Raw genomic sequence first — 13,000 nt, 5'->3', positions numbered from 1 at the left:
TCTTGCTACGGTGACGCCATGGGACATCGCGAAGATCTGCTTGAAGGCGCCAAGAAGTGCCTGGTCGAGAAGGGATTCGTGCGCACGACGGCGCGCGACATCGTGAAGGCGTCGGGCGCGAACCTGGCCTCGATCGGCTACCACTACGGCTCGAAGGACGCCCTTCTGGCCGAGGCCTTCATCGGCCTGATGCAGGAGATCGGCGACGTCTTCAAGGAGGGGGTGGCGGGCGAGGGCGGCTCGCTCGAGCGGTTCCAAGGGGTCTGGGAGGGCTTCTTGGCCCACCGAGCCGAAGCCGGTCCGGTCTGGTCGGCCAGTGTGGAGGTCGCCTTGGCCGGCGACCGGATGCCGGACCTGCGGGCCATGCTCGCCGCCTCGCAGGCCGAGGGGCGCCGGGGGCTCATCTCGATGCTCACCGGGAACCCGGAGGAGGAGATCACGGAGCGGGAGGAGCGGACGCTCGGGGCCTTCTACCAGGCGCTGCTCAACGGCCTCATGCTCCAGTGGCTCTTCGACCCGGAGTCGGCGGCCAGCGCGGAGGAGTTGACCGAGGGCATGCGGGCCGCCGCCACCGCGGCGCTGGCGCGCCCCGCGGAGTAGCACGCCGGGCGGCCCGAGCAGAGCCGGAACCACCGCCCGGGCCGGACGCCCCCGCATTCGACCGGGGACGAGGGGGAGTCGCGATGGCGGCACGAGCCGTGCGCGGCAGCCGCGGCCCGGCGCGGGTGCCCGCATGGCTGTTCACCGCCGAGGTACCTACGGGACGCCGCCGGCCGGGATCGCGATCCGGCCGCGGGAACTGCCCCTGCCCCCATCGCGCCGCCGCGCGCCTTCGAGGGGGCACGGCCCGGCTGTTCGGGCACTGGGCCGCCTTCCCGGACACCACCTCCTTCGAGGTGACGGCCGGTCACGGTGGGGGAGCGGCTCCTCCCCGACGCTGCGGAGCGGCGCACCGCTCCGGAAGGGGGTCCGCCACCGCTGAGGCCCCGTCAACAGGTGATGACGACCTTGGCGCTCGCGTGTTCCATCTCGAGGTAGCGGATGGCCTCGGCCGCTTCGCTCAGCGGGTAGGTCCGGTCGACGGCCGGAGCGAGCGCACCCCGCTCGACGAGCTCGCTCAGCGCCGCCAGGTTGTCCGCACTCGCCTTCGCCGTCAGGACGTGGATTCGCGCGCCGCCGAAGCGGGACATGAGTTTCCCGCGGATGATGAGGCCCATCGGGCCGAACAGGCTGCCCCCTTCGGACACGCCGCCGCCGGACAGGACCACCGCGCCCGTGGGGGTCGCCGCACGCCGCAGGTCGGCCAGCGTCCGGTTGCCGACCAGGTCGAGCACGAGGTCGTACCGCAGGCCCGTGCGGGTGAAGTCCTCCTGCCGGTAGTCGACGACGTGGTCGGCGCCGAGCGAGCGGACCAGATCCACGTTCCGCGTGCTGCACACGCCGGTCACCTCCGCGCCGAGCGCCTTGGCGATCTGCACGGCGAAGGTCCCCACCCCGCCCGAAGCGCCGTTGACCAGGACGTGCTGTCCCGGCCGCAGCCGCCCCAGATCGCGCAGGCCCATCAGGGCGGTGTTCCCGGCCAGGGGCACCGCCGCGGCCTGCTCGAAGGTCAGGCCGGCCGGTTTCGCGCCCACCACCTGCTGCGGGGCGCGCACGTACTCGGCGAACGCCCCGTCGGCCTCGCCGTACACCTCATCGCCGGGACGCAGGCCGGTGACGCCCCGGCCGACGGCCTCCACCACACCCGCGAAGTCGGTGCCCTGGATCGGCTGTCTGGGTCCGGTCAGCCCGAAGGCCAGGCGTGCCACGTACGGATCGCCGCGCATGACGTGCCAGTCGCGGGCGTTGACCGAGGCCGCGCGCACCCGTACGAGCACCTCGCCGTCGCCGGGGGCCGGGCGGTCGACCTCCTTGAACTCCAGAACGTCGGATGAGCCGTACCGGTCCTGGACGATCGCCTTCATCGGGCCTCCGTAAGTCAGGTGTTCGCGACGTTAGGGGACCCGCGGCCGTACGGGTATCGGGGACCGCCCCTAGGGGCCACCCCGAGCCGGCCCCCGTCGTCAGCCGTGGAGCCGGGACGCCTTGAGGGCCATGTGCAGCAGCAGCCGGTCCTCGCCCTCGTCGAGGTCCAGCCCGGTCAGCTGCTCCACCCGCGAGAGCCGGTAGTACAGGGTCTGCCGATGGATCCCCAGGGCCGCCGCCGCGCGCCCCGCCTGCCCCGCGCAGTCCAGGAACACCTCCGCGGTGCGGGCCAGTTCGCGGTGGGCCGGCTCCAGCAGGGCCCGGGCCGCCGGATCGTCCACGGGGTCGGAGGCGAGGGCGGCCAGCATCCGGTACGGGCCGATGGCCGACCACCGCGCGACCCGGCCGAGCCGGGGCTGCGCCGCGGCCGCGCGGGCCGCCGCGACGGCCTGCTCCCAGGCGGCGGGCAGCGCCCCCAGGCCCCGGATCGGCTCGGCCACACCGGCGGTGGCGAGACGCGCTCCCGGTGCGGCGGCACCCGCGCCCGCTCCGCCCGCCCCGGCTCCGGACGCCCCCGGGAGCAGCCGGGCCACCGCCGCCAGGGCGGGGTCCAGGGCGTCCGGCGAGCGCAGCCGCAACAGCACCGCGAGGTCGCCGCCCCCGGACGCGGCGCCGCCGGCGTCGCCGCCGCCGTCGGCCCCTCCCGCCCCGCGCGGGACCACGCAGACCGCCGCCGCGCCCGGCACCGAGGCCGGGGCCTCCCCGGGCCACGGCGCCACGCACACCGCCGCGTGCAGCCCGTCCCCGCCCGCGCCCAGGGCGAGCCGCAGCGCGGACACCGCCATGTCCTGCTGCCAGCCCCGCCCGGCCGTCAGCACCGCCAGGAACTCCCGCGAGAGGTCGGCGCCCGCCTTCGCCTCCTCGGCGAGCAGGACCCCGATCCGCTGGGCGACCTCCATGGCCGCGTCCAGCGCCGCGGCGCTCGGGCCGGGATCCTGGTCGAGGAGCCACACGTACCCCTGCACGATGCCCCGGTAGCGCACCGGAAGGCAGATCCGCCCCCGGAAGACCCCCGCGTCGGGCGCCGCCGGGATCCGGACGGGCCCGGTGGCGCGGGCGATGCCGAACCCCTCGAACCAGGACCGGACGGCCGCCGTCGACTGCCGCGTGAGGATCGACCGGGTCCGGACCGGGTCCATCGCGGCGTCGTCCTCGCTGTCGTGCGCGCCGAAGGCGATGAGGCGGAAGTCCCGGTTCTCCAGCGTCGCCGGGGCGCCGAGCAGCGCCGAGATCTCGTCCACCAGGTCCTGGTAATCGCCCTTCACCCGGACATTCTCCCACCCGTCGCGCGGCTCTTCAGACAGATGTATGAGATCCGGGACACGGATGCGTGACAGCTGTCGATGGCAGAGCATCGAAGCGATCCTTAGGTTTCACGGTGGTTTTACTTGAGCTTTTCTTCTGCCACCCGCTGGAGGTGCCCCCGTGCTGGGTCCCGTGATCCTCGCCGCTTCGCGCAGCGACAAGATGCGCCGAATCGTCTCTGCCGCCCCGGTGACCAAGCCCGTGGTGAACCGGTTCATCCCCGGTGAGACGGTCGAGCAGGTGATCCCGATCGTCGAGGACCTCACGCGCAGCGGCCTGGAGGTCACCCTCGACGTCGTCGGCGAGGACATCACCGAGGTGGCCCAGTCGTACGCCGCCCGTGACGCCTACCTCCGGCTCATCGAGCACCTCGCGGTCCTCGGCCTCGGCGAGACCGTCGAGATGTCCGTGAAGCTGTCGATGTTCGGCCAGGCGCTGGAGGGCGGCCACGAGCTCGCCCTCGCCAACGTCCGCCCGGTCGTCGAGGCCGCCGCCGCCATCGGGACCACCGTGACCCTCGACGCCGAGGACCACACCACCCTCGACTCGATGTTCGCCATCCACGAGGAGCTGCGCCGGGACTTCCCGCAGACCGGCTGCGTGATCCAGGCGTACCTCTTCCGCACCGAGGCCGACGCCCGGCGCCTCGCCGCCGCCGGCAGCCGCGTCCGGATCGTGAAGGGCGCCTACAAGGAGCCCGCCGAGGTCGCCTACCAGGACAAGGCCGAGATCGACAAGGCCTACGTCCGGATCATGAAGATCCTGATGGAGGGCGAGGGCTACCCGATGATCGGGTCGCACGACCCGCGCCTGATCGCCATCGCGCAGGAGCTCGCCCGGGCCGCCGGGCGCAAGCTGGACGAGTACGAGTTCCAGATGCTCTACGGCATCCGCAGCGAGGAGCACCTGCGGCTCGCCGCCGAAGGACACCGGATGCGCGTCTACACCGCGTACGGGACGGACTGGTACGGCTACTTCATGCGCCGCCTCGCGGAGAAGCCCGCCAACCTCCTCTTCTTCCTCCGCTCGATGATCACCAAGAACTAGTCCAGAACCAGGTCAAGGAGTTAGCAGAGCCATGGACGCAGTGACCCAGGTCCCCGCTCCGGTCAACGAGCCGGTCCACTCGTACGCCCCCGGCAGCGCCGAGCGCGCGCGTCTCGAAGCGCAGCTCAAGCAGCTGTCCGAGAACCCGATCGACCTCCCGATGACGATCAACGGCGTCAAGCGCATGGGCGGCGGCGAGCGCTTCGACGTGGTCCAGCCCCACGACCACAAGTCGGTCATCGGCACCTACGCCAACGCCACCGAGGCCGACGCGCAGGAGGCCGTCGACGCGGCCCTGGCCGCCGCCCCGGCCTGGCGCGCGATGTCCTTCGACGACCGCGCCGCGATCATCCTGCGCGCCGCCGAGCTGCTGGCCGGCCCGTGGCGCGAGAAGCTCGCCGCCTCGACGATGCTGGGGCAGTCCAAGACCGCGCAGCAGGCCGAGATCGACACTCCCTGCGAGCTCGTCGACTTCTGGCGCTTCAACGTCCACTTCGCCCGCCAGATCCTGTCCGAGCAGCCGGTCGCCAACTCCGCCGGCGTGTGGAACCGCAGCGACCACCGCCCGCTGGAAGGTTTCGTCTACGCGATCACGCCGTTCAACTTCACGGCCATCGCCGGCAACCTGCCGACCGCCCCCGCCCTCATGGGCAACGTGGTGGTCTGGAAGCCCTCCCCGACGCAGACCCACTCCGCGGTGCTCCTCATGGAGCTCCTGGAGGAGGCCGGCCTGCCGAAGGGCGTCATCAACCTGGTGACGGGCGACGGCATCGCGGTCTCCGAGGTGGCCCTGAACCACCCCGAGCTCGCGGGCATCCACTTCACCGGTTCGACCAAGACCTTCCAGTACCTGTGGAAGACGGTCGGCAACAACATCGAGAAGTACAGGTCCTACCCGCGCCTGGTCGGCGAGACCGGCGGCAAGGACTTCGTCGTCGCGCACCCCTCCGCGGACCGCGCGATCCTGAAGACCGCCCTGACCCGCGGCTCCTTCGAGTTCCAGGGCCAGAAGTGCTCGGCGTCCTCGCGCGCCTACATCCCGGCCTCGATCTGGAACGACGGCTTCAAGGAGGCCTTCGCGGCCGAGGTCGACGGCATCGCCATGGGTGACGTCCGCGACCTGACCAACTTCATCGGCGCCGTCATCGACGAGCGGGCCTTCGCGAAGAACAAGGCCGCGATCGACCGTGCGAAGGCCGACCCGACCTGCGAGATCATCGCGGGCGGCACGTACGACGACTCGGAGGGCTACTTCGTCCGCCCGACCGTCATCGCGTGCACCGACCCGGAGAACGAGGTCTTCACGACCGAGTACTTCGGCCCGATCCTCGCGGTCCACGTCTACGAGGACGCCGACTTCGACGCGATGCTGGCCCAGATGGAGTCCGTCTCGGCGTACGCCCTGACCGGCTCGATCATCGCCGCCGACCGCTACGCGGCGGCGGACGCGATGGAGAAGCTGCGCTTCGCGGCGGGCAACTTCTACATCAACGACAAGTCCACGGGCGCCGTGGTCGGCCAGCAGCCCTTCGGCGGCGGCCGTGCCTCGGGCACGAACGACAAGGCCGGCGCGGCGACCAACCTCCAGCGCTGGACCTCGACCCGCTCCATCAAGGAGACCCTGGTCCCGCCGACCGAGTACGGCTACCCCCACATGGGCTGACCGCCCCCGCAGAACCCCGCCCCCGCTCCGGTACCCCCAAGTCCGGAGCGGGGGCGGTCCCATGTCCGGGAGCGACAACTCCTGCTAGCCTGAGCCCGGTTGTCGTGTACGGCGACACGCTCCACGACTCGGGCCCGGCTTCCCGAGGGAGCCGAGGGCTCTGACGAGTTCCCGTACGGGTGGGATGAATGCCAGGAGATACGAGACCTCTACGCGTCCGTGCCGGGACGACGCCCGGGGAGACGTATGTCCAGGCGCACCGACAACCGCCACCGCGTGGCGACCATCTGCCGTGAAGCCACCGGTCTGCCGCACCACACCTGCCTCGAGTGGGCCGAAGCCGGCCTGATCACCCGCCACCGGCCGGTGCCCGACGCGGCCCACCCGGCCCAGCGCGCCTTCGAGGCGAGGGTCGCGCTGACCGCGGGCGACGCCCTGCGCGACGGACAGCTCGACGGGGCTGTCTTCGGTGTCGTCGCCGCAGCACCGACGGCGGGCGGACTCTCCCTCAGGCTCCACGACCAGATGGCCCGGAGGCTCCTTACCGAGCTGCTGCCCCGCCTCGACGAGAGCTACGGGGGGCTGCGCGGCGTGCCGGGCCTGCGGGTCACCGCCGACCGGCGGGGGCCGGTCCTGCGGGACGCCGCCGGGGGCGGTTCCGTCCGCATCCAGGGGCTCTCCGGTTCCTGGCGGCTTCCGGACGACGGCGACGGGCTGCGGTACGTGGGTCGCATCGCACCCAGGGAGCCGCATGAGGCGGAGCAGGAGGAACTCCACTACTGGACGGGCACCGCGATGGCCGGACCGGACCCCGCCTCCCGCGACCACCTGCTCAGTCGGCTGCTCCGCCGCCCCCGGCTGGTCAACCGGACGGGGACCGCCCACGGCTGGGTGAACTCCTACTGCCACCAGTACCAGGACCTCGTGCTGGAGTGGTGCTGCGCGCCGGGCGCTCCCGCGATGGAGCAGCGTCTGCGGCGCAGTGGTCTCGCCGCGCCCCCGGACGGGACTCCCCCCGAACCGGCGGTGCGGGCCGGCCGTCCCGGGGTGATCCGGCTCGGGGCTGCCGAGGTGACCGTTCGGTGCATGGACTTCGCACACGCCGGCGGGGAGATCGCCGAGATCACCGCGTCGATCGAGCGGAGGTACGGGTGATGCTGACCGCCGCGATCGTGACGGCCGCCGTGCTCGGTGTGGCCAAGGTGGTGCGGGACTGGCTCATCCTGCGACAGGTGCGGGCGGCGATGGACGCCTGTGCGCCGGAGGACCGGGTGCGGATCGGGATGCGGCTCGCCGAGGCCCTCGGCGGCGGGCAGGCCGCCGTGGCCCCGGAACCGCCCGCCGGAGAGGACGTCAGACCTCCACGATGACCTGGTCGAGGGACTTGCGGACCAGGTCCGGGACCTGGCAGTCGTCCGCCGGGTAGCCGACCGGGATCACCGCGAAGGCCTTCTCGTTCTCCGGGCGCTCCAGTACCCGGGAGAGGAAGCGCATCGGGCTCGGTGTGTGGATCAGCGCCGCCAGGCCCGACAGGTGGAGGGCCGACAGCAGCATGCCGACCGCTATGCCGACCGACTCGTCCACGTAGTAGTGCTTGCGCTTCGTGCCGTCCGGGCCGAGCCAGTAGCGCTGCTGGAAGACCACGATCAGGGCCGGGGCGTCCGTGAGGTGGGTCTTCACGGCGTCCGTGCCGAGGGGGCGCAGGGCCGCGAGCCATTCGTCGCCGAGTCGGCCGTCGTAGGAGAGCTCCTCCTCCTGCTCGGCGGCGGCGCGGATCCGCTCCCGTACGGCGGGGTCCTTGACCAGGACGAAGGTCCACGGCTGCTGGTGCGCCCCGGACGGAGCGGTCGCGGCGCACGCGATGGCGTCGCGGACCACCTGCTCGGGCACGGGGTCGGGGGAGAAGTGGCGTACGGTCCTGCGCTCGTCCATCCGCGCCCGCAACTCGGCGGCGCGCGCCAGGGATTCCTCGCCGGGCATCCGTGCGGGGCGGTAGGGGGCGGGTCGGTACGGCAGGCCGTGGATCGGGGTCCACGCTTCGGCATCGGGCGACATGGGGCGAGTCTGCCGGGGCAATGGTCCAGACCGCCAGAGCCGCGTCGGCCCGAAGGCGGCCGGTGTACGGCGTTCCGCGTCCGCAATGCGGTCGCCTCGGTCGCCCTTGGTACGGTCCCGGGATGAGCGACTGGGACGCGGAGGCCGTACGAGCCCGGCTGCGCGAGAAGGCGGGGGCCCCTGGAGCGCCGCGCCGGAGCCACGGGTACGTGCTGGAGGCCGCCCTCCCGGAATCCGTGGTGCGTGCCTTCGAGGAGGAGCACGCGATCCGCCTGCCGGCCGCCTACCGGGGCTTCCTCGTGGCCGTCGGCGACGGGCCCGCCGGCCCCGGGTACGGGCTCATGCCGCTGGCCACCCCGCGTCCGGACGCCGATGAGGACGGCGCCGCGGAGGCGGAGTGGCAGGACGACCGCGGGCCGGGCCGCCTCGCCGCGCCCTGTCCGGTCACGGAGCCCCGGCCGTTCGACGCGGACCGGAGGTTCGACGCGCGCGAGGGGCTGACCCGGGGCACGCTCGTCCTCGCCGACCAGGGCTGCGGCACGTACTCCCGGCTCGTGGTCACCGGCCCCCGGGCGGGCCAGGTCTGGCACGTGGACCAGGACTTCGGGAGCTGCGTGCCCGAGAGCCCGGACTTCCGCGCCTGGTACACGGCATGGCTGGAGCGGTGACGGACACGCGGACCGCGCCCGCGCCCGCTCCTGCGGCACGGCACTAGCTTCCGCTGATGCTGGGGGCGCCCGTCTCGATGTGGCCCGTGTAGCGGCGCGACCAGGTGCCGTCGGAGTCGGCGAGGATCGTGAAGTCGTACCAGCCGTTGCTGTACGCCACCGCGTTGAAGTAGTCCTCGGTGGAGGAGTTCGCCGGGACGGTGTAGGTCCACGGGCCGTCGGTGCGGTAGGCGTTCGAGCGGACCGTGAAGGTGACCGGCGAGGCCGAGGCGTTCGTCATCCTGAACCAGATCGCCGTCCTGCCCGTGCCCGCCTCGACGGCGAAGCGGGCCGCGACCTCCAGGGACTTGCCCGGCTTCGTGGCGTCGCCGAGGAAGCGCCGCAGGAAGCGGTTCGGGCCGTACATCGAGATGTCGTACTTGCCGGAGCCGCTGCCCAGCCCGATGTTGAAGTAGTCGGTCGAGGTGGCGCCCGGGTCGACCGTGTACTGCCAGGCGGCCGTGTCCCGGTACTGGTGCGGGTGGATCGAGAAGTGCGCCGGCCGCTTCGCCTCGGCGCCCTGGTTGGTCATGGAGAACCAGGCCAGGATCTTGCCGGCCGCGCCGAACTCCAGCCGGTCCATGTTGCCGTTCACCTGGTACGGCAGGGCCCGCGCGGGGCGGGTGCCGGGCTCCTGGGCCGGGAGGGCGTTGTCCTGCGGCGCCGGGTTGGGCAGCGGGCCGCAGGTCGACTGGCCGATGACCTTGGCCGTGCCGGGCAGGCCCGCGGGCACCCCGTAGACCGGGTGCGCGAAGTCGAACACGCCGGTCAGGTCGCCGACGACCTTGCGGCGCCAGGCACTGATGTTCGGGCAGGTGGCGGGGGTGCCGAGGGCAGCCGTCCACGTCTCCATGAAGCGCAGTACGGAGGTGTGGTCGAAGACCTCGGAGCTGACCCAGCCGCCCCGCGTCCACGGCGACATCACGATCATGGGGACACGGAAGCCCAGCCCGACGGGGATGCCGTCGATGTACTCGCCGGGGGTGCCCGGCGGGGCGACCGGCGGCGCCACGTGGTCGAAGAACCCGTCGTTCTCGTCGTAGTTGAGGAACAGCACGGTGGAGTCGAAGACCTCCGGGTTCGCGGCGAGTGCCCGGTAGACCAGGTCCACGAAGTGCGCGCCGTCGCCGGGCGGGGCGTACGGGTGCTCGGAGAAGGCCTCGTTCGCCACCACCCAGGAGACCTGCGGGAGGGTCCCGGCGACGACGTCGGCGCGGATGGCGGCGGCGATGTCGTCCGGGGTCGAGCCGGTCACCTTCGGCACGGAGCCCATGCCGCGGTCCCACAGCGGGTCGCCCGGCCTGGCGTCGGTGAACTTCTTGAAGTAGGCGAGCCCGTTGTCCCCGTAGTTGTCCTGGGCGTTCTGGTAGACCTTCCAGGTCATGCCGGCCCGCTGGAGGGCTTCCGCGTACGTCTCCCAGGTCAGCCCGGACTCGTCGCCGCCGTCCTTGCTGCCCGCGTCGACCTTTCCGCTCCACAGGAAGGTGCGGTTCGGGCCGGTCGCGCTGAGCGTGGAGCAGAAGTAGGCGTCGCAGATCGTGTAGTTGTCGGCGAGCCCGTAGTGGAAGGGGATGTCCCCGCGGTCGAGGTAGCCGAGGGTGTGGGTCTTGCCGACGGCGGTCACCCAGTTGTCCATCCGGCCCTTGTTCCAGGCGCCGTGCTGGGAACTCCAGCTGTGCGGGAGGTCGCCGGTGCACTGGGCGAGGGTCTCGCTGTCCGCCCCGCCGGCCGGCGGGGTGGAGGACAGCTTGAACGGGTACTGCCGGGCGCCCCAGTTGTACTGGTTGAAGGTGCCCCAGCCGCCGGGGATGTTGCCGGCGGCGCGGTCGCCGAACCCGCGGACACCCTTCAGCTTGCCGAAGTAGTGGTCGAAGCTGCGGTTCTCCTGCATGAGGATCACGACGTGCTTCACATCGGTGATGGTGCCCGTCGCGGCGGCCGCGGCCGCCGTCGCCGGCAGGAGCGGGGGCAGGGCGGCCCCGGCCACCAGCCCCGCGCCGATTCCCACGAAACCTCTGCGGCTGATCGGTGTCACTGAGTCCTCGCCTCCAACTCCAGTGCCCCGTTGGCACATTGACGCACAGAGTGGCGGCAGCCGATGCAAAGGTCTACATCCGTGCGGTAAGAACTCGGTGAACATCCGGTTGGCCTGATTCAGTCGTCGATCCGCACGAGCATCTTGCCCAGATTGTCCCCACGGAACATGCCCAGGAAGGCGTCCACCGTGTGATCGAAGCCCTGCACAACGGTGGTGTCGGTGCCGATCCGGCCGCTGCGCAGGTGCGGGACGAGGAAGTCCTCCAGCTCGTCCTGGAGATTGGTGTGATTGCGAACCAATACCCCTTCCAGCCGCAGTGACTTGTGTACGACCTCGAAGAGGTTGCGGGGCGCGGCCGGGGACCGGTCGCCGTTGTACATCGACAGGGCGCCGACCCAGGCGATCCGCCCGTACTCGCGCAGCACGTCGATCGCGCCCTCCAGGTGCTCCCCGCCGACGTTGTCCACGTAGACGTCGATGCCGTCGGGGGCGGCCTTCGCGAGCTGCTCGCCGACCGGCCCGTCGTGGTAGTCGAAGGCCGCGTCGAAGCCCAGCGTCCGGGTGAGGTGGCGGACCTTCGCCGCCGAGCCGGCGCTGCCGATGATCCGGCGGGCGCCGAGCAGCCGGGCGATGCGGCCGGTGGCCGTGCCGACCCCGCCGGCCGCGGCGGAGACGAAGAGGTCCTCGCCCTCGCGCAGGGCCGCGGTCCGGGTCAGCGCGGCGTACGCGGTCAGGCCGGTGCCGCCGAGGATGGAGAGGTACGCCTCCAGCGGGACGCCCTCGTGGCCGCGCAGCCTGCGCGTGCCGTCGGTGCCCAGGGTGACCAGGGCGTGCGTGCGCCAGCCCGAGCGGTGGAAGACCAGGTCGCCCTCGGCCAGGCCCGGGTCGCGGGAGGCGATCACCCGGCCGACGGAGCGCCCTTCGAGGGGGGTTCCGAGCGCGAAGCCGCCCTCGCCGCCGTCCATCAGCCCTCGGTGGTACGGGTCCACGGAGAGGAGCAGGTTCCGCACGAGGGCGGTGCCGGGCCCCGGCTCGGGGACGGGGGTGCGGACGTACGTGAAGTCGGCGGCTGTGGGGAAGCCGGTCGGGCGGGCGATCTGGTGGACGGCGTACGCGGTGGTGTTCGTGGTCATGGCGCAGACGCTAGGAAGGAATCACCGGGCCGGGCAGAGGGTTGGGCTCATGGAAGCGGCACATCCATGAACAGCGCTCATAGAACGAGGTGAAGGCCATGACAGCCGGCCAGTTGGCGCCGCAGGAACTGCGGGTCCTGGTCGCCGTCGCCGACAGCGGCGGCTTCTCCGCCGCGGCGGTCGCGCTCGGCCTCACCCAGTCGGCCGTCTCGCACTCCGTGCGCGGCAGCGAGGGCAAGCTCGGCGCGGTCCTCTTCGAGCGCGGCCGCGGCGGAGCCTCGCCCACCGCCGCGGGGGAGCGGGCCGTCGGCCACGCCCGCCGGATCCTGAGGCAGTACGAGGTGATGGGCGCGGAGGTGCGCGGCGCGGCCCGCGGCGCGGACCCGGTGGAGGGCGTGCTCCGCATCGCCGCCTTCCGCAGCGCGGCCCTGCACCTGCTGCCGCCCGCCCTGGAACGGCTCACCGCCCGCCACCCCGGCATCCGCCCCGAGGTCAGGGTGGTCCGGGAGATCGGGCCGGGCACGGCGGGGGAGGTCGCCGCCGGCCGCGCGGACCTCGGCATCGCGACCCTGGGCGCCGCGCAGGGACTGCCGCCGGGCCTGCTGAGCGGGGTGCTGGTGGAGGAGGCGTACGCCCTGGTGCACCCGGCGGGGCACCCCGAACCGAAGGCGCTGCCCCTGATGGACTGGGACGAGAACTGCGGCTCGTACACCCGTGCCTGGTGGCTGGCGCAGGACTGGATCCCGCGGGCCACCGTCAAGGCGGAGGACGACGCGATGGTGCTGACCATGGTCGGCCGCGGGCTCGGCATGGCGATCATGCCCGAGCTGTCCCTCCGGGAGGCGACCGACGCCGTGGACGTCACCTGCCTGGGCCCCGGGGGGCCGGTGAGAAGCGTGGGATACGTCACCACCCCGGAATCGGCCGCAACCTTCGCCGTAAGGGCTCTGATCAGGGAACTCCGCTCCGGGAGCAGCTGAAAACGGAGCCTTCGGAGCGGCCTTCCGGGCCGCCCGGCGTCTCAGAT

12 protein-coding genes are annotated in these 13,000 nt (G+C 72.4%); 7 read left to right on the top strand and 5 right to left on the bottom strand.

The window, feature by feature from the left end:
- Positions 1 to 18 precede the first annotated feature (18 nt).
- Complete coding sequence (locus tag ACZ6Y1_RS11345; protein ID WP_469626112.1) at positions 19 to 600, top strand: TetR/AcrR family transcriptional regulator; 582 nt, start codon at positions 19 to 21, stop codon at positions 598 to 600.
- A gap of 389 nt (positions 601 to 989) precedes the next feature.
- Here the strand turns inward: ACZ6Y1_RS11345 and ACZ6Y1_RS11340 are convergent, their stop codons facing one another.
- Together ACZ6Y1_RS11340 and ACZ6Y1_RS11335 are read right to left on the bottom strand one after the other, a co-directional pair.
- The gene (locus ACZ6Y1_RS11340) at positions 990 to 1,964 is read right to left on the bottom strand and encodes an NAD(P)-dependent alcohol dehydrogenase (protein WP_469626109.1); all 975 of its coding nucleotides are present in this window, start codon (positions 1,962 to 1,964) and stop codon (positions 990 to 992) included.
- Positions 1,965 to 2,063: 99 nt separating this feature from the next.
- Complete coding sequence (locus tag ACZ6Y1_RS11335; RefSeq protein WP_469626106.1) at positions 2,064 to 3,290, bottom strand: PucR family transcriptional regulator; 1,227 nt, start codon at positions 3,288 to 3,290, stop codon at positions 2,064 to 2,066.
- Between the two features lie 160 nt (positions 3,291 to 3,450).
- On the opposite strand from ACZ6Y1_RS11335, the gene ACZ6Y1_RS11330 reads away from it, so the two are divergent.
- The 4 genes from ACZ6Y1_RS11330 to ACZ6Y1_RS11315 all read left to right on the top strand — a co-directional run bounded on the left by ACZ6Y1_RS11330 (position 3,451) and on the right by ACZ6Y1_RS11315 (position 7,410).
- Positions 3,451 to 4,377 carry a proline dehydrogenase family protein gene (locus tag ACZ6Y1_RS11330; protein WP_469626104.1) on the top strand — a complete coding sequence of 309 codons (927 nt, stop codon included), beginning with the start codon at positions 3,451 to 3,453 and terminating at the stop codon, positions 4,375 to 4,377.
- Between the two features lie 31 nt (positions 4,378 to 4,408).
- Positions 4,409 to 6,040, top strand: a complete 1,632-nt coding sequence (gene pruA, locus ACZ6Y1_RS11325; protein WP_469626101.1) for an L-glutamate gamma-semialdehyde dehydrogenase — start codon at positions 4,409 to 4,411, stop codon at positions 6,038 to 6,040.
- Positions 6,041 to 6,286: 246 nt separating this feature from the next.
- A complete protein-coding gene (locus ACZ6Y1_RS11320) occupies positions 6,287 to 7,195 on the top strand; it encodes a hypothetical protein (RefSeq protein ID WP_469626097.1) in 909 nt (302 codons plus the stop codon).
- On the top strand, positions 7,195 to 7,410 hold the full coding sequence (locus ACZ6Y1_RS11315) for a hypothetical protein (RefSeq protein ID WP_469626094.1): 216 nt from the start codon (positions 7,195 to 7,197) through the stop codon (positions 7,408 to 7,410). The genes ACZ6Y1_RS11320 and ACZ6Y1_RS11315 overlap by 1 nt, the downstream gene beginning before the upstream one ends.
- On the opposite strand, the gene ACZ6Y1_RS11310 is transcribed toward ACZ6Y1_RS11315, so the two are convergent.
- Positions 7,394 to 8,095 carry a nitroreductase family protein gene (locus ACZ6Y1_RS11310; protein ID WP_469626091.1) on the bottom strand — a complete coding sequence of 234 codons (702 nt, stop codon included), beginning with the start codon at positions 8,093 to 8,095 and terminating at the stop codon, positions 7,394 to 7,396. The two genes, ACZ6Y1_RS11315 and ACZ6Y1_RS11310, sit on opposite strands and share 17 nt — an antisense overlap.
- 122 nt (positions 8,096 to 8,217) lie before the next feature.
- Between ACZ6Y1_RS11310 and ACZ6Y1_RS11305 the strand changes: the two genes are divergently transcribed.
- Positions 8,218 to 8,763 carry an SMI1/KNR4 family protein gene (locus tag ACZ6Y1_RS11305; RefSeq protein ID WP_469626087.1) on the top strand — a complete coding sequence of 182 codons (546 nt, stop codon included), beginning with the start codon at positions 8,218 to 8,220 and terminating at the stop codon, positions 8,761 to 8,763.
- A 43-nt stretch (positions 8,764 to 8,806) separates the two neighbouring features.
- Here ACZ6Y1_RS11305 and ACZ6Y1_RS11300 read toward each other — a convergent pair whose 3' ends face one another.
- Entirely contained in the window at positions 8,807 to 10,837 is a 2,031-nt protein-coding gene (locus ACZ6Y1_RS11300; RefSeq protein ID WP_469626085.1) for a phosphocholine-specific phospholipase C, read from the bottom strand.
- A 119-nt stretch (positions 10,838 to 10,956) separates the two neighbouring features.
- Complete coding sequence (locus ACZ6Y1_RS11295) at positions 10,957 to 11,973, bottom strand: NADP-dependent oxidoreductase (RefSeq protein WP_469626081.1); 1,017 nt, start codon at positions 11,971 to 11,973, stop codon at positions 10,957 to 10,959.
- 98 nt (positions 11,974 to 12,071) lie between these two features.
- On the opposite strand from ACZ6Y1_RS11295, the gene ACZ6Y1_RS11290 reads away from it, so the two are divergent.
- On the top strand, positions 12,072 to 12,953 hold the full coding sequence (locus ACZ6Y1_RS11290; RefSeq protein WP_469626077.1) for a LysR family transcriptional regulator: 882 nt from the start codon (positions 12,072 to 12,074) through the stop codon (positions 12,951 to 12,953).
- The last annotated feature ends 47 nt before the right edge of the window (positions 12,954 to 13,000 follow it).

Source organism: Streptomyces sp. NPDC053432 (assembly GCF_055585365.1).
This window is presented reverse-complemented; position numbering and strand designations above follow the sequence as displayed.

Bases quoted from the DNA above. Each gene is read 5' to 3' on its own strand.
- ACZ6Y1_RS11345 (WP_469626112.1), top strand. From the start codon at position 19: ATGGGACATCGCGAAGATCTGCTTGAAGGCGCCAAGAAGTGCCTGGTC.
- ACZ6Y1_RS11340 (WP_469626109.1), bottom strand. From the start codon at position 1,964: ATGAAGGCGATCGTCCAGGACCGGTACGGCTCATCCGACGTTCTGGAG.
- pruA (WP_469626101.1), top strand. From the start codon at position 4,409: ATGGACGCAGTGACCCAGGTCCCCGCTCCGGTCAACGAGCCGGTCCAC.
- ACZ6Y1_RS11320 (WP_469626097.1), top strand. From the start codon at position 6,287: ATGTCCAGGCGCACCGACAACCGCCACCGCGTGGCGACCATCTGCCGT.
- ACZ6Y1_RS11315 (WP_469626094.1), top strand. From the start codon at position 7,195: ATGCTGACCGCCGCGATCGTGACGGCCGCCGTGCTCGGTGTGGCCAAG.
- ACZ6Y1_RS11310 (WP_469626091.1), bottom strand. From the start codon at position 8,095: ATGTCGCCCGATGCCGAAGCGTGGACCCCGATCCACGGCCTGCCGTAC.
- ACZ6Y1_RS11305 (WP_469626087.1), top strand. From the start codon at position 8,218: ATGAGCGACTGGGACGCGGAGGCCGTACGAGCCCGGCTGCGCGAGAAG.
- ACZ6Y1_RS11295 (WP_469626081.1), bottom strand. From the start codon at position 11,973: ATGACCACGAACACCACCGCGTACGCCGTCCACCAGATCGCCCGCCCG.
- ACZ6Y1_RS11290 (WP_469626077.1), top strand. From the start codon at position 12,072: ATGACAGCCGGCCAGTTGGCGCCGCAGGAACTGCGGGTCCTGGTCGCC.